14 protein-coding genes are annotated in these 14616 nt (G+C 73.2%); 7 read left to right on the top strand and 7 right to left on the bottom strand.

All coding sequences use genetic code 11. The features are described from left to right. Positions 1-80: 80 nt before the first annotated feature. Together WDZ95_RS06375 and WDZ95_RS06370 are read right to left on the bottom strand one after the other, a co-directional pair. On the bottom strand, positions 81-722 hold the full coding sequence (locus WDZ95_RS06375) for a response regulator transcription factor (RefSeq protein ID WP_425777056.1): 642 nt from the start codon (positions 720-722) through the stop codon (positions 81-83). Next, the gene (locus WDZ95_RS06370; protein WP_425777054.1) at positions 719-2170 is read right to left on the bottom strand and encodes a sensor histidine kinase; all 1452 of its coding nucleotides are present in this window, start codon (positions 2168-2170) and stop codon (positions 719-721) included. The genes WDZ95_RS06375 and WDZ95_RS06370 overlap by 4 nt, the downstream gene beginning before the upstream one ends. Before the next feature lie 33 nt (positions 2171-2203). Here WDZ95_RS06370 and WDZ95_RS06365 point away from each other — a divergent pair, with 33 nt between their 5' ends. The 3 genes from WDZ95_RS06365 to WDZ95_RS06355 are packed head-to-tail and all read left to right on the top strand — an operon-like array spanning position 2204 to position 5375. Beyond that, positions 2204-3136 (top strand): cation diffusion facilitator family transporter, encoded by a 933-nt coding sequence (locus tag WDZ95_RS06365; RefSeq protein ID WP_425777263.1) that lies wholly within the window; start codon positions 2204-2206, stop codon positions 3134-3136. Next, positions 3133-3576 (top strand): D-aminoacyl-tRNA deacylase, encoded by a 444-nt coding sequence (gene dtd / locus WDZ95_RS06360; RefSeq protein ID WP_425777052.1) that lies wholly within the window; start codon positions 3133-3135, stop codon positions 3574-3576. The genes WDZ95_RS06365 and dtd overlap by 4 nt, the downstream gene beginning before the upstream one ends. A gap of 2 nt (positions 3577-3578) precedes the next feature. After that, the gene (locus WDZ95_RS06355; protein ID WP_425777050.1) at positions 3579-5375 is read left to right on the top strand and encodes a hypothetical protein; all 1797 of its coding nucleotides are present in this window, start codon (positions 3579-3581) and stop codon (positions 5373-5375) included. Positions 5376-5390: 15 nt separating this feature from the next. Here the strand turns inward: WDZ95_RS06355 and ybeY are convergent, their stop codons facing one another. Then, positions 5391-5858 (bottom strand): rRNA maturation RNase YbeY, encoded by a 468-nt coding sequence (gene ybeY / locus WDZ95_RS06350; protein WP_425777048.1) that lies wholly within the window; start codon positions 5856-5858, stop codon positions 5391-5393. 31 nt (positions 5859-5889) lie between these two features. After that, entirely contained in the window at positions 5890-6870 is a 981-nt protein-coding gene (locus tag WDZ95_RS06345; RefSeq protein WP_425777046.1) for a PhoH family protein, read from the bottom strand. Between the two features lie 113 nt (positions 6871-6983). Between WDZ95_RS06345 and ruvA the strand changes: the two genes are divergently transcribed. Genes ruvA through WDZ95_RS06330 form a run of 3 tightly spaced genes read left to right on the top strand, consistent with a single transcriptional unit; the run spans position 6984 to position 9733 of the window. Continuing rightward, on the top strand, positions 6984-7559 hold the full coding sequence (gene ruvA / locus WDZ95_RS06340; protein ID WP_166229899.1) for a Holliday junction branch migration protein RuvA: 576 nt from the start codon (positions 6984-6986) through the stop codon (positions 7557-7559). A gap of 13 nt (positions 7560-7572) precedes the next feature. Next, complete coding sequence (gene ruvB, locus WDZ95_RS06335; protein ID WP_425777043.1) at positions 7573-8631, top strand: Holliday junction branch migration DNA helicase RuvB; 1059 nt, start codon at positions 7573-7575, stop codon at positions 8629-8631. A 7-nt stretch (positions 8632-8638) separates the two neighbouring features. Continuing rightward, a complete protein-coding gene (locus WDZ95_RS06330) occupies positions 8639-9733 on the top strand; it encodes an SPOR domain-containing protein (RefSeq protein WP_425777041.1) in 1095 nt (364 codons plus the stop codon). Here the strand turns inward: WDZ95_RS06330 and WDZ95_RS06325 are convergent. After that, entirely contained in the window at positions 9730-10875 is a 1146-nt protein-coding gene (locus WDZ95_RS06325) for a DSD1 family PLP-dependent enzyme (protein ID WP_425777039.1), read from the bottom strand. The genes WDZ95_RS06330 and WDZ95_RS06325 overlap by 4 nt on opposite strands. Beyond that, positions 10859-11509 carry a histidine phosphatase family protein gene (locus WDZ95_RS06320; RefSeq protein WP_205710680.1) on the bottom strand — a complete coding sequence of 217 codons (651 nt, stop codon included), beginning with the start codon at positions 11507-11509 and terminating at the stop codon, positions 10859-10861. Before WDZ95_RS06320 ends, WDZ95_RS06325 begins: the two co-directional genes overlap by 17 nt. 61 nt (positions 11510-11570) lie before the next feature. Here WDZ95_RS06320 and WDZ95_RS06315 point away from each other — a divergent pair, with 61 nt between their 5' ends. After that, positions 11571-13934 (top strand): PAS domain-containing protein, encoded by a 2364-nt coding sequence (locus tag WDZ95_RS06315; RefSeq protein ID WP_425777037.1) that lies wholly within the window; start codon positions 11571-11573, stop codon positions 13932-13934. Here the strand turns inward: WDZ95_RS06315 and WDZ95_RS06310 are convergent, their stop codons facing one another. Beyond that, a complete protein-coding gene (locus WDZ95_RS06310) occupies positions 13935-14597 on the bottom strand; it encodes a DUF4136 domain-containing protein (protein ID WP_425777035.1) in 663 nt (220 codons plus the stop codon). Between the last annotated feature and the right edge of the window lie 19 nt (positions 14598-14616).

The following is a 14616-nucleotide window of genomic DNA, read 5'->3' as shown; positions in this document are numbered from 1 at the left end:
GTTCGATCAACCGTGCCCGCACTGTAGAAATTGCCCGCCGCGCGCACCATTCGGCCGGCTACGCCCGCGGCTCCGTAAAACTACGCAGCGCCCGCGCCGCCCGCTTCGGCCACCAGGGCCGCGTAGCCCCGCACGAGCTGGGCGAGCGAATCGACCTGCAGCTTCTCGAACACGTGGGCGCGGTGGGTCTCCACGGTGCGCGGCGAGAGGTCGAGCACGCGCGCAATGGCCTTGTTGGACAGGCCCTCGATGATCAGCGCGAGCACCTCCCGCTCGCGCGGCGAGAGCTGCTGCCAGCGTTCGCGCGCGGCGCGGTCGGTCTGCGCGCGCTGGCGCGACTGCACGTGCTGGCGCACCGCCTGCTGCAAGGCCTCGATCAGCGCCTCGTCGTTCACCGGCTTTTCCAGGAACTCGGCCGCACCGGCCTTGAAGGCGCGCCGGCACATGTCCACCGTGCCGTGGCCGGTGAGCAGGATCACCGGCTGGTCCACGCCCTGGGCGATCAGCGTGTCGAGCACGCTCAGGCCGCTGATGCCGGGCATGCGCACGTCGAGCACGATGGCGCCGATGCCCTCGCGGTCGAAGCCGGCCAGGAAGGCCTGCGGGTCGGCCCAGGGCACCACGCGCAGGCCCACGGTGCCGATCAGCAGCGCGAGGCTGTCGCGCACCGCCTCGTCGTCGTCGAGCAGGTGCACGGTGGGGGAGCGGTCGTCGGGGTTCATGCGGGGTCCAGCGGCAGGTGCAGGAGGAAGCGTGCGCCGCCGCCGGGGGCGTTGTCAGCGCTCAGGCGGCCGCCCTGGGCATTGGCCAGCGATTCGCTGAGCGTGAGGCCCAGGCCCAGCCCGCCCTCGCGCGTACTGAAAAAGGGCTCGAACAGGCGCGGCAGCACCTCGGGCGGCAGGCCCGGGCCGGTGTCGGCCACCGTGAGCACGGCCTGATCGCCCTCGCGCTGCACCGCGAGCCGCAACTCGCGCGTGCCCTGAGGCTGGCGGTCCAGGGCCTGCAGCGCGTTGGTGATCAGGTTGTGCACGATCTGATCGATCGCGACCGGATCGGCCTGCACCGCCAGCGCCTCGCTGGCCAGCCAGCGCACGGTCACGCCGCGGTGCTGGATCTCGGGCTCCAGCAGGTGCAGGGCTTCGCGCACGCAGGCCGCCAGGTCGAGCCGGGCGCGCCCGCCCGCGGCCCCGGCCGGCGGTTCGAGCCCGCGGCGCAGCCGGCCCAGCACCTCGGCCGCACGCCGCGCCTGGGCCGCGGCGCGGCCCATGGCCTCGCGCGCGGTGTCGAGCGCCGGGGGGTCGTCGGTCAGCAGGCGCTGCGCGGCCTGGGTGCTCGACAGCACCGCGGTGAGCGGCTGATTGAGCTCGTGCGCGAGGCCGGCCGCGAACTCGCCCATGGCGTTGAGCCGGCCCAGCTGGCCCAGGCGCAGCAGGGCCTCGGCGCGCTGGCGCGCCTCGCGCAGGCGCAGCGCGTGGCGCAGCGCGGCCAGGCCCGCGGCCACGGCCAGCACCCAGGCGCCCATGGGCAGCCAGGGCAGCTCGCCCCAGCCCACCCAGCGCGTGGCCACGGCGTGGAAGGGCTGGCTCTCGGCGGCCACCACCTTGTCGAAATCGAAGCGCCAGCCGTGCGTGAGCGGGCGGCCCGGCTGCACGGTGTGCGTCTGGCCGTTCCATTGCAACGCCACCTGCACCGGGCTGCGCGCGCGGTCCATGGGCCAGTCGGCGTCGGGCACCAGGCCCGCGAGCGCGATCACCAGCGCGTAGGCGCTGTCGCCGCTGCCGCGCACCAGGGTGTAGCGGCCCTGCGCCAGATCGCCCTCGGCCATGGCCGCGCGGCCGCTGGCGCGTGACGCGGCTTCGGCCCGGGCCAGCGCCTCGTCGCCCCAGGCGCTGGCGGGCGCGCGCTCGCGCACCTGCAGCAGCCGCGGGTAGATGGCGCTCAGGCGCGGCAGGGCGTCGCCGCGCTCGGGCTCGAGCAGGGCCAGCGTGGCGAGCACCGCGTCGTGCTGCACCACCTGCTGGCTCAGCAGCCGGTGCACGATGCGCGCGTCGGTCTCGAAGGCCGCGCGCTGCGCGTCGAGGCCGCGCTGGGCGATCAACCATGCGCCGCCCAGTGACAGGCCCAGGCCCGCCGCCATCCAGCCCAGCCGGGACCACCACGCGCGTTGCATGCGGGGCATTCTGGCACGCGCACAATGCGCGCCATGGTCCATGTGCTCGAACGCCTCACCCCGCGCCGCCTGCTGCAGATCTCGGTCGGCGTGGCCGTGCTCACCATCGCGCTCAAGACCGCGGCCTGGTGGGTCACGGGCTCGGTCGGCCTGCTGTCGGACGCGCTCGAATCGCTGGTCAACCTGGCCGGGGCCACCTTCGGCCTGCTGATGGTGACCGTGGCCGCGCGTCCGGCCGACGACGACCACCCCTACGGCCACCACAAGGCCGAGTACTTCTCGTCGGGCTTCGAAGGCGTGCTCATCGGGGTCGCGGCGATCGCCATCGCCTGGGCGTCGGTGCAGCGGCTGCTGAGCCCGCAACCGCTGGAGCAGATCGGCCTCGGTCTGTGGCTGTCGGTGCTCAGCTCGGTGTTCAACGGCCTGCTCGCCTGGGCCATGCTGCGCGCCTCGCGCGTGCACCGCTCGGTGGCGCTCGAGGGCGACGCGCGCCACCTGTTCACCGACGTCTGGACCTCGGTGGGCGTGATCGGCGGCATCGCGCTCGTGGGCCTCACGGGCTGGCTCTGGCTCGACCCGGTGATCGCCATCGGCGTGGCGCTCAACATCCTGCGCGAAGGCGTGCGCCTGGTGTGGCAGGCCTCGCAGGGCCTCATGGACGAGGCGCTCGATCCCGAGCTGCAGGGCACGATCGACCGCTTGCTCGAAGGCTTCACGGCCGCCCACGGCGGGGCGTCGGTGCTGCGCTTCGACCACGTCACCACGCGCAAGGCCGGCCAGCGCCGCTTCGCCGACCTGCACATGCACGTGCCGGGCGGCTGGTCGCTCACGCGCGCCGCGGCGCTGCGCGGCGAGGTGGAGCAGGCCCTCATGGCCGCCGTGCCCGGCCTGCGCGCGAGCATCCAGCTCCTGCCCACCGATGTGGAGGTGCAGGCCCTGGGCGACGACGGGGAGGGCGCCGCGTGATCGCCCTGTTGCAGCGTGTGAGCCAGGCCCGCGTGGAGATCGCGGGCGACACCGTGGGCGCGATCGGCGTGGGGCTGCTGGTGCTGGTGTGCGCCGAGCCCACCGACACCGAGGCCGTGGGGCAGAAGCTGCTCCAGAAGATCCTCAAGCTGCGCATCTTCGCGGACGCGGCGGGCAAGATGAACCGCAGCCTGCAGGACGTGGGCGGCGGCCTGCTGATCGTGAGCCAGTTCACCCTGGCGGCCGACACCTCGGGCGGCAACCGCCCGGGCTTCACCCACGCCGCGCCGCCCGCGCTCGGCGAAGCGCTGTACGACGCCTTCGTGGCCGCGGCGCGTGCGGCCCACCCCGAGGTCGCCACGGGCCGCTTCGGCGCCGACATGGCGGTGCACCTGGTCAACGACGGCCCGGTGACCATCCCCCTGCGCCTGGGCGCCTGAGCATGGACACCGCCGCCCCCACCCCCGCCACCCCGCGCGATGCCGAAGCCCGTGCCCACCTGCTGGTGGGCGCGCTGCAGGCCCTGCTCGCCGGCGCGCTCTACGCCTCGGCGACCGCCCCGACCCCCGTGTGGCCGGCGACGCAGCCCGCGGTGTTCGTGCCGCTGCTGCTGTTCATGGCGCTGGCGCCGCTCGCGTTCTACCTGTCGAGCGCCGCGCCGCTGCGCCGCCGCGCCGGCATCGCGCTGGGCGCGGGCGCGCTGGCGCTGGCCGTCGGCCTGTACCACGGGCTCACGGTGAGCGGGCTCGGCCTGCTCGATGGTGAACGCCTGCCGTTCACGCCCGACGACACGCTGCCGCCCCTGCTGCTGCTCGCGCTGGCGCTGCTGGTGGCCGTGCCCGCGCTCGCGGTGGCGCAGGGCGCGCGCGTGCGCTACGAGGCCTGGTTCGACGGCCTGCTGCACAACACCCTGCTGCTCTTGCAGGGCGGCCTGGTCACGGGCCTGTTCTGGCTCGTGCTGTTCAGCGCGGCCAGCCTGTTCCGGCTCGTGAAGCTGCCCTTTCTGCACCAGCTCATCGAACACGCGGCGTTCTGGATTCCCGCCACCGCGCTGGTGTTCGGCTATGGCGTGTCGCTCGCGGTGAAGCACCGCGGCGTCGCGCGCTTCCTGTTCGAGCGCCTCACGCAGCTGTGCGGCTGGATCTACCCGCTGGCGGGCGCGCTGGGCCTGGCCTTCGTGGCGAGCTGGCTGGTGCAGGGCATCGGACCGCTGCTGCAGACGCGCCGCGCGGCCTTTCTGCTGCTGTGGTTCGCGGTGCTGTGCGTGCTGCTGGTGAATGCGGCGTCGCGCGGCGGCCTCGACGCCCCGCGTTACCCGCGCTGGCTGCGCCGCGCGCTGTCCACCGGCCTGCTGGTGCTGCTGCCCATGGTGGCGGTGGCGGTGTACGCGCTGGGCCTGCGCATCGCGCAGCACGGCTGGACGGTGGACCGCGTCTGGGGCGTGTTCGTGGCCGGGGTGGTGGCGGTGTTCGCGCTGGGCTATGCGCTCAACGCGCTGGCCGAATGGGCGGGCCGGCGCGAGCGCTGCCTGGTGCCCGCCGCCAACGCGGCGGCTGCGGTCTTCGTGGTGGCCGGCCTGTTGCTGCTCGTGGGCGGTGCGCTGGACCCGCGCCGCCTGAGCGTGAGCGACCAGCTGCAGCGCCTGGCCCGCGGCGCGCCGGACGAAGAGGGTCTGGTGCGCTACCTCGCACGCGAGGGCGGCGTGTTCGGGCGCCGCGCGCTCGAGGCGCTGGCCGCCAACGACCCCGCGCTCGGCGGCGTGCCGGTGGCGCGCCAGCGGCTGGCGCACCACGCGCTGCTCAGCGCGCGCGAGCGCAAGGCGCTCGAGGCCGAACTCGTGAAGACGCTGCCGGTGCTGCCCGCCGGCACCGCGGTGCCGGCCGCACTCTACGGCGCGCTCGTGCGGGGCGAATACCTGGGGCATTGCACGCCCGAGACCTGCCTGGTCTGGCGGCTGCCGGCCGAGGTGGCGGGCGAGGGCGTGTTCACGCTGCTGTCGCGCGAGCCGGGCGTGGGCGGCAGTCTGTGGGCGGCGAATCCGCAGGGCGAGTGGTTTTCGCGCGGGCAGTTGCCGGCGCTCGGGGTGGACGAACGCTGCCAGCGCCGCGAAGCGGGCGAGCGCCTGTTCGACGCGGTGCGCGCGGGGCAGGTGGGCTTGCGGGTCCGGCCGGGCCGCGACATCGAGGCCGGCGGCCTGCGTTTCCCGATCGAACGCTGGGACGGCAGCGCCGGCTGCTGAGGCGGCTGAAGCCGCTCAGGCGCGGGGATCGGCGTAGGGGTCGGGTTCGCCCAGGCCCGCGAGGATGGCGGTTTCGCGCGCTTCCATGGCGTCGGCGTCGGCCTCGCTGGTTTCGTGGTCCCAGCCCTGGGCGTGCAGGGTGCCGTGCACCAGCAGGTGCGCGTAGTGCGCGGCCAGCGGCTTGCCGAGCTGCTTCGCCTCGGCGGCGACCACGGGGGCGCACAGCACCAGGTCGGCCATCACCACGGGCTCGGTGGCGTAGTCGAAGGTGAGCACGTTGGTGGCGTAGTCGCGGCCGCGGTAGTCGCGGTTGAGCGCCCGGCCTTCTTCGGCGTCGACGATGCGCACGGTGATCTCGGCGTCGGCGTCCAGCGCATGGCGCATGCAGCGGCGCACGAAGTGGCGCGGCAGCGCGGCGCGGTGTTCGGCCACGCCGTCGAAGCGGCCGAACTGCAGGGACAGGGTGAGGTCGGGCAGGGCCATGGGGCGGCGCTCGCGGTCGGGGGCGTTGGGGTCAGGCGGCGCTGCGGCGCGCGCGGCGCGGCGCGGGGGCGTCTTCGCGCGCGGGGCTGCGCGCCTCGTAGGCGTCGACGATGCGGGCCACCAGCGGGTGGCGCACCACGTCGGCGCTGGTGAGGCGGTTGAAGCCGATGCCGTTGACGCGCTTGAGCACCCGCTCGGCGTCGATCAGGCCCGAGAGCTGCGTGGCGGGCAGGTCGATCTGGCTCACGTCGCCCGTGACCACGGCCTTGCTGCCGAAGCCGATGCGGGTGAGGAACATCTTCATCTGCTCGGGCGTGGTGTTCTGCGCCTCGTCGAGGATGACGAAGGCATGGTTGAGCGTGCGCCCGCGCATGAAGGCCAGCGGCGCGATCTCGATCTGCTGGCGCTCGAAGGCCTTCTGCACCTTGTCGAAGCCCATGAGGTCGTAGAGCGCGTCGTAGAGCGGGCGCAGGTAGGGGTCGACCTTCTGCCCCAGGTCGCCGGGCAGGAAGCCGAGCTTCTCGCCGGCCTCGACCGCGGGCCGCGTGAGCACGATGCGCTGCACCGCGCTGCGCTCGAGCGCGTCGACCGCGCAGGCCACGGCCAGGTAGGTCTTGCCCGTGCCCGCGGGGCCGATGCCGAAGGTGATGTCGTGCTGGGCCATGTTCTCGAGGTAGCGCGCCTGGTTGGGCGTGCGCCCGCGCACCTCGCCGCGGCGCGTCTGCATGGCCAGCGCGCCCTCGCCGGGTTCGGTCAGCGCGGTGTCGCCGCTGAGCATGAGCTGCACCTGCTCGGGCGGGATCGGGCCGCGCGCCATCTCGTAGAGCGCCTGGATCACCTCGAGCGCCTGCTGCGCCCGGGCCTTGGGGCCTTCGATGCGGAATTGCTCGAAGCGGTGCGCCACCTTCACCTGCAGCGCGGCTTCGATCGCGCGGATGTGGCTGTCCAGCGGGCCGCACAGGTGCGCCATGCGGGTGTTGTCCGGCGGGCTGAAGGTGTGTCTGAGAATCAAGCCGATAATCCTGCGAGCGTAAAAAGATGGACCCCCGACCCTGGCGAAGCCAGGCCCCCCGAGGGGGTGCGGTCGTTCTTGGGGCGGCCCGGCGAACGACTCGAAGGACACCGATGATAGGCAAGTTGACCGGCACGCTGCTGGAGAAGAACCCGCCCCAGATCCTGCTCGATTGCCACGGCGTGGGCTACGAGGTGGACGTGCCCATGAGCACCTTCTACCACCTGCCCGCCAGCGGCGAGAAGCTGTCCCTGCTGACGCACTTCGTGGTGCGCGAGGATGCGCAGATCCTGTACGGCTTCGCCACCGCGGGCGAGCGCGACGCCTTCCGGCAGCTCATCAAGATCAGCGGCGTGGGCCCGCGCACCGCGCTGGCCGTGCTCTCGGGCCTGTCGGTGAACGACCTGGCCCAGGCCGTGAGCGCACAGGAGCCGGGCCGGCTCGTGAAGGTGCCCGGCATCGGCAAGAAGACCGCCGAGCGGCTGCTGCTCGAGCTCAAGGGCAAGATCGGCGTCGACCTGGGCCTGCCCGCGGGCGCCACGCGCAGCGACGCGCAGACCGATATCCAGCAGGCGCTGATGGCGCTGGGCTACAGCGAAAAAGACGCGGCCGCCGCGCTCAAGGCGCTACCGGCCGACGTCGGCGTCACCGACGGCATCAAGCTCGCGCTCAAGGCGCTCGCCAAGTAAGCTCGCCAGGCAAATGAGCATCCAGACCGACGATTTCGCCCCGTCACCGCGCGTCATCTCGCCGGTGAGCGTGTCGCCCAAGGAAGAGGCGATCGAGCGCGCGCTGCGCCCCAAGCTGCTCGACGAGTACGTGGGCCAGATGAAGGTGCGCGAGCAGCTTGAGATCTTCATCGGCGCCGCGAAGAAGCGCGCCGAGGCGCTCGACCACGTGCTGCTGTTCGGCCCGCCCGGCCTGGGCAAGACCACGCTGTCGCACATCATTGCGCAGGAGCTCGGCGTGAACCTGCGCCAGACCAGCGGCCCGGTGCTCGAAAAGCCCAAGGACCTGGCGGCGCTGCTGACCAACCTCGAGCCCAACGACGTGCTCTTCATCGACGAGATCCACCGGCTCTCGCCCGTGGTCGAGGAAATCCTCTACCCCGCGCTCGAGGACTACCAGATCGACATCATGATCGGCGAGGGCCCGGCGGCGCGCAGCATCAAGCTCGACCTGCAGCCGTTCACCCTCGTGGGTGCGACCACGCGCGCGGGCATGCTCACCAACCCGCTGCGCGACCGCTTCGGCATCGTGGCGCGGCTGGAGTTCTACACGGCCGACGAGCTCGCGCGCATCGTGCGCCGCAGTGCGGGCCTGCTCAACGCGCCCATCGACGCCGAAGGCGCGTTCGAGATCGCGCGCCGCTCGCGCGGCACGCCGCGCATCGCCAACCGGCTGCTGCGCCGGGTGCGCGACTACGCCGACGTGAAGGGCGGCGGCCACATCTCGAAGGACATCGCCGAGCGCGCGCTCGCCATGCTCGATGTCGACCCCCAGGGCTTCGACCTGATGGACCGCAAGCTGCTGGAGGCCGTGATCCACCGCTTCGACGGCGGCCCCGTGGGCCTGGACAACATCGCCGCGAGCATCGGCGAAGAGCGCGACACCATCGAGGACGTGATCGAGCCCTACCTGATCCAGCAGGGCTACCTGCAGCGCACGCCGCGCGGGCGCACCGCCACGCTCGCGGCCTACCGCCACCTGGGCGTGGTGCCGCCCCAAGGCGAGGGCGGGCTGTTCTCCGACGCCGGCTGACACCGCCATGAGCGACACGCCTCCCGCCGACCCGAGGGCGCTGTCACAGGCACAGCCGGCCAGCGCCACCGAGTCGCTGTACCGCGCGGCGCTGGGCCCGCGCGCGCTGGGGCACTACCTGCCGGCCTTCGCGCGCTTCGACGAGCTCGGCGTGGCGCGTCCCCACTGGAACCACGCGGCGGGCTGGCTGGGCTGGCACTGGCTGCTGTACCGCCGGCTCTGGCGCGCGGCCCTGCTGCACATGGCCTTGCTGGCCCTGGCCCTCGGGGCCTGGTGGTGGCTGCAGGCCCACACCGGGCCCTGGCCCGCGGGCGTGCGCTGGGGCCTGCTCGCGGCCATCGCCGTGGTGGCCGTGGCCGCGCCCGGCTGGTGGGGCGACGCCTGGCTGCACGCCGCAGTGCGCCAGCGCATGACCGATGCGGTGCGCGAGGCCAGGACCGTGCAGGAGGCCTGCGACCGGCTCGCGCGGCCCGCGCTGGCGCACAAGGCCTGGCTGCTCGTGCTGCTGCTCGAGATCGCGGCGCTGCTGGCCTGGTGCATGGGCGGGTCCCCCTGGGGCGATTCGCCGCCGCCGCCCCGGCCCGAACCGCTCGTGGCCGAGGCCGTGCCGGCGCCCCCAGCCGCGCCGCCTGCTGAGCCGCCGCCCGCGCCCGAGCCGGCGCCCGAGCCGTCTGTGCCGCCGTCACCGCCGCCGGCAGAGCCACCGGCGGCACCCGCACCGGAGCCTGTGCCGGCCCCGGCCGTGCCTGCACCTGCACCTGCACCTGCACCTGCACCCGTTGCCGCACCCGCGCCAAAGCCCGCACCGACCCTCCTCGCACCCACACCCGCACCCGCGCCCGACAACAACGCCGCGCTGCGCCCGCGCCTGGGCGGCCATGGCGTGTCCGTGGGCATCTTTGCCGACCCGGCCAATGCCGAGCGCGTGGCCAAGCGGCTGCGCGATGCCGGCTTGCCGGTGGTGAGCGATCCGCTGGAATCGGCGCGCGGCACGCTCACGCGCGTGCGCGTGGGCCCGCTCGAATCGGCCGAAGAGGCCACGGCCGCGGCCGAGACCGTGCGCAACCTCGGGCTCGAGGCGCGCCCCTACGGCCCGCGTTAGCCCAAGGCCCCGCGCGCGTCCACGCGCAACAGCCGTTCCACGTGGCCGGCGCTCAGGCCGCCACGCACGCCCACCAGCACGTCGTGCAGGTTCACCGTGGGGTCGCAGTGGCCGGGCACCAGCCACACGGTGTCGCCCAGTGCGGGCAGGTGCGCGCCGCGCAGCACGCCGTGCTCGTCGCCGCCGTTGGCGAAGTCCAGGCCCTCGGGCCACCACACGCGTGGCAGGCCGCTGTCGATGGCGTGGCTCTTGTGGCCGGCGTCGATCACCGCGCGGCCCTCGGGCCGGCTCATCACCTGGGCCTTCACGAACAGCGCGTGCTCGAAGGCCGGCGCGTCGGCGTCGGCCGTGTTGGCCGCGTAATCGGCGTCCATGAACAGGTAGGAGCCGGCCTGCAGCTCGCCCCACTGGCCGCTGGCGGTCTCGTGCACGAAGGTGCCGGTGCCCGCACCCGTGACCAGCGGCACCGCAAGGCCCGAGGCCTCCAGCAGGCCGCGGGTGAGCGCCACCGCCTCGGCGGCGCGCGCGATGCTGGCGCGGCGTTCGGCGCCCGAGCGCTGGTGCTGGGCCGTGCCGTGGTAGGCCTGCAGGCCCGCGAAGCGCAGCACCGGCTGGGCCGCCACCGCGCGCGCCAGCGCCAGCGCGGGCTCGCCCGGGGCCGCGCCGCAGCGGCCGTGGCCCACGTCGATCTCCACATACACGTCGACCGCTGCAGCCGCGGTCACGCCCGCGTGCGCCAGTGCGTCGGCCAGGCGCTGCACGCCGAGCGCGCTGTCGACCGCGAGGCCGAAGCGCGTGCCGCCCGTGCGCACCGCCGCGGCCAGGCGCGCAAGCTTGGCTGCGTCCACCACCTCGTTGCTCACGTAGATGTCGCTCACGCCTTGCGCGGCCAGCGCCAGCGCCTCGCCGATCTTCTGCACGCACACGCCCACCGCGCCGTGCGCCATCTGCAGCCTGGCGAGCTCGGCGCACTTGTGCATCTTGGCGTGCGGGCGCAGCCGCAGGCCGCGCGCGCGGCAGAAGTCGGCCATGCGGTGCAGGTTGCGGTCCATGGCGTCGAGGTCGAGCACCAGCGCGGGCGTGTCGATCGTGGCCACGGGCTGGCCGACCAGGTGCGAAAAGCGGTCAGGCGCTGCGTTCATCGAGCACGTCCTCGTCGTCGCCCACCTGCAGGTGGCTCACGTCGCCCCAGCCCACCAGGCTCAGGCCTTCGGGCGACCAGAGCAGGCGGTTCACGCCGGCATTGGCGAGCTGCCAGGTGCGCGGCGCCTGCAGCTCCAGGCGCGTGGCGGCGCGGTAGATCACGTCGAGCACGCCGCCGTGCGCCACCAGCAGGATCTGCTCGCCCAGGTGCTGCTGCGCGAGTTCCTCGACGGCGGCGACCACGCGCTCGCGCAGCTGCACCAGGGTTTCGCCGCCCGGGGGCGCGAAATCGGGCATGCGCTTGCGCCAGGCCAGGGTTTCGGTGGGGTAGCGCAGGGCCAGCTCGTCCCAGGTGTGGCCTTCGAAGCGGCCGAAGCCGCGTTCGCGCAGCCCGATGTGGGTGTGGATCGGCAGGCCATGGCGCTCGGCCACGGCCTGCGCGGTGTCGCGCGCGCGTTTGAGGTCGCTGCTGTAGACGGCGGCGATGGGCTCGTCGCGCAGGGCCTGGCCCAGCCGCGCGGCCTGCCAGCGGCCGTGTTCGTTGAGGTCGATGTCGGTGTGGCCCTGGATGCGGGTGTCGCGGTTCCAGGCGGTTTCACCGTGGCGCACGGCCAGGATTCGGGTGGCTTGCAAAGCGTTGGAGGGCGTGGAAAGACCGATGAAATGTACCGGGCCTTGCGAGACAATGGGCCGCATGGATTCGCCGAGCGCACCGGGCGCCGACTTCACCACGCTGTTCCACTTCCTGCCGATCGGTGCTTACCGCAGCTCCGCCGACGGGCAGATGATTCACGCCAACGCGCAACTGGCGCGCATCAATGGCTTTCGCGACGTCGACGAGCTGCTGACCCATGCGCGCGCCGACGCCGACGGCTGGTACGTCGACCCGCAGCGCCGCGCCGAATTCCGCGCGCTGCTGGCGCGCGATGGCGCGGTGCGTGGCTTCGTGTCCGAGGTCCGCAGCCGCCACGTCGGCGAGCGCATGTGGGTGCGCGAAAACGCCCACGTGGTGCGCGACGCCAGCGGCCAGGTGCTGTTCTACGAAGGCACGGTCGAAGACATCAGCGCCCAGATGGCCCAGCAGCAGGCCATCGACGAGCAGCAGGAGCGCATGCGGGCGCTGGCCGACCAGATCCCCGGCATGCTGTTCTCGCTCGTGGTGCACCACGACGGCTCGCGCAGCTACCGCTTCGTGAGCTCCGGCGTGCGCGAGCTGTACGGCGTGGAACCCGAAGACGTGATGCGCGACGCGACGCTGATCGCACGCATGCTGCACCCCGACGATGCCCCCCGGCTGCAGGTCGAGACCCAGGCGCTGCTCGAGCAGTCGCTGGTGCTCTCGGGCGAGTTCCGCATCCGCCTCGCCGACGGCCGCGTCAAGTGGGTGCACAACCGCTCGATCGAAGTGCGGCGCGACAGCGAAGGCGTGCACCGCGTGGGCGTGCTGCTCGACATCACCGAACGCAAGCGCGCCGAAGACGCCCTGCACGAAAACGAGGCGCTCTGGAAGCTGGCGCTGGAAAGCGCGGGCGAGGGCGTGTGGGACTGGAACCTCGTGACCGGCGAGGAATACCTCTCGGACAGCATGCTCGCGCTGTATGGCTACACGCGCGAAGAACTGCGCGGCGAAGCGGTGGCGCTCGACGCCCGCACCCATCCCGACGACGTGGTGGGCATGAGCCTCGCGCGCATCGCCCACTTCGAGGGCCGCTCGCGCGTGTACCGCAACGAACACCGCGTGCAGGCCAAAGACGGGCGCTGGGTCTGGGTGCTCACGCGCGGCATGGTGATCGCGCGCGACGAGCAGGGCCGGCCGTTGCGCATGGTGGGCACGCACACCGACATCACCGAGATGAAGCAGGCCGAGGAGCAGCGCCATGCGCTCGAGGCGCAGCTGCGCGAGAGCCAGAAGATGGAAGCCATCGGCACCCTGGCCGGCGGCGTGGCGCACGACTTCAACAACCTGCTCGCGGCCATCCTCGGCAACCTGGTGCTGGCGCGCGAAGACGTGGGCCCCGACCACCCGGCCCAGGAAAGCCTGGCCGAGATCAACCGCGCGGCGATCCGCGCGCGCCAGCTGGTGCAGCAGATCCTCACCTTCAGCCGGCGCGGCACGCAGGTGATGGAGCGCCAGCCGCTGCTGCCGCTGGTGGACGAGGCGCTGCGCCTCATGCGTTCGCTGCTGCCCGCGGGCGTGCGGCTGACCACGCGGCTGTCCGAGCAAGCCTTGCCCGTGCTGGTCGACGGCACGCAGATGCAGCAGGTGCTCATGAACCTGTGCACCAATGCCTGGCAGGCTTTCGAAGGCCGGGCCGGCGAGGTCACGGTGACGCTCGAAGCCGTGACGCTGGATGCGGGCCACGCGCTGCAGCTCGGCGCCATCGAGCCCGGCGCCTATGCGCGGCTGAGCGTGGCCGACAACGGCCCGGGCATGGATGAAGCCACGCAGCGCCGCGTGTTCGAACCCTTCTTCACCACCAAGGCCCCGGGCACGGGGACCGGCCTGGGCCTGGCCGTGGTGCACGGCATCGTCAAGGCACACCGCGGCGCGATCGGGCTCGTGAGCCGGCCGGGCGCGGGGGCGCGTTTCGACGTCTACCTGCCGCTCGCCGCGGCCGATGTCGCGCCGCAGGCGGACGCCATCGCGCCCGCGGCGGCGCCGCTCGAGCCGGTGCGCGCCGGCCTGCACGTGGTCTACGTGGACGACTACGAGGCCCTGGTGTTCCTGGTCAACCGGCTGCTGCGCAAGCAGGGCTACCGCGTGACCACCTTCGAGTCCGGGCAGGCGGCGATCGACTGGTTCGCCGCGCACCCCGACGAACCCGTGGACCTGCTCGTGACCGACCAGAACATGCCCGGGCTCTCGGGCATCGAGGCGGCGCGCGAGCTGCGCCGGCTGCGCCCCGCGCTGCGCATGGCGGTGGTGTCGGGCCACGTGAGCGACGCGCTGATCGCCGAGGCCGCGGCCATCGGCATCACCGAGGTCATGGCCAAGCAGGACAGCATGGACGCGCTGGGCGCCGCGATCCGCGGCCTGCTCGAGCCCGCCGGCGCCTGATCAGCGCGGCACCTCGATGTTGACCTGGCGCACGCCGGCCGGCGGCGTGGGAAAGCCCTGCAGCGCGGCATCGAGCATCGCGGTCCAGAGCGCGGGCGTGCTGTTCCAGCGGCCGTCGTGCGCGCCGCGCGTTTCGTAGACCACGCGGTTGCTCGCGGCGTCGCGGATCACGAGCGAGACGCTGCGCTGGTAGTAGGGGGTCTCGAAGCGCGGCACGGGCGGGAAGAAGATCACCTGGCCGCTGCCCGTGACCACGTAGTCGCGGCCCGGCAGCGCGAAGGGCGAGCCGTAGTAGCCGTAGGGCCCCCAGCGGTCCCAGGGGCTTTCCCAGGGCGCGTGGGGCAGCCGCACCACGCTCGCATTCACCTGCACCGACCAGGGCGCCGACACGCCGGGCGCCGCGCGGGTCCAGCCGAGCTTGGCGAGCGAGGCCTCGGCATACCGCTCGAGTTCGTCCTGGCCGCGCGCGTTCGCTTCCTGTTGCGAAGGCAGGCGCTCGAAGCGGTAGACCTGGGGCGCCGCGGGCACGCCGGCGTTGGGGGCGCGGTCCTGCCAGCGCGGAAAGCTCTGCACCTGGTTGTCGACCAGGAAGACCGAGGCGCAGCCCGAGAGCAGCAGCGCGGCGAGGGCGGGAACGGCGAGGCGCAGAAAGGCGGTGTTCATGCAGGCTCCGCGAGGGGCC

Source organism: Hydrogenophaga sp. T2, from assembly GCF_049843535.1.
Taxonomy (GTDB): domain Bacteria; phylum Pseudomonadota; class Gammaproteobacteria; order Burkholderiales; family Burkholderiaceae_C; genus Hydrogenophaga; species Hydrogenophaga crocea.
The sequence above is the reverse complement of the archived record's forward strand: the minus strand, read 5'-3'. Positions and strand labels throughout refer to the sequence as shown.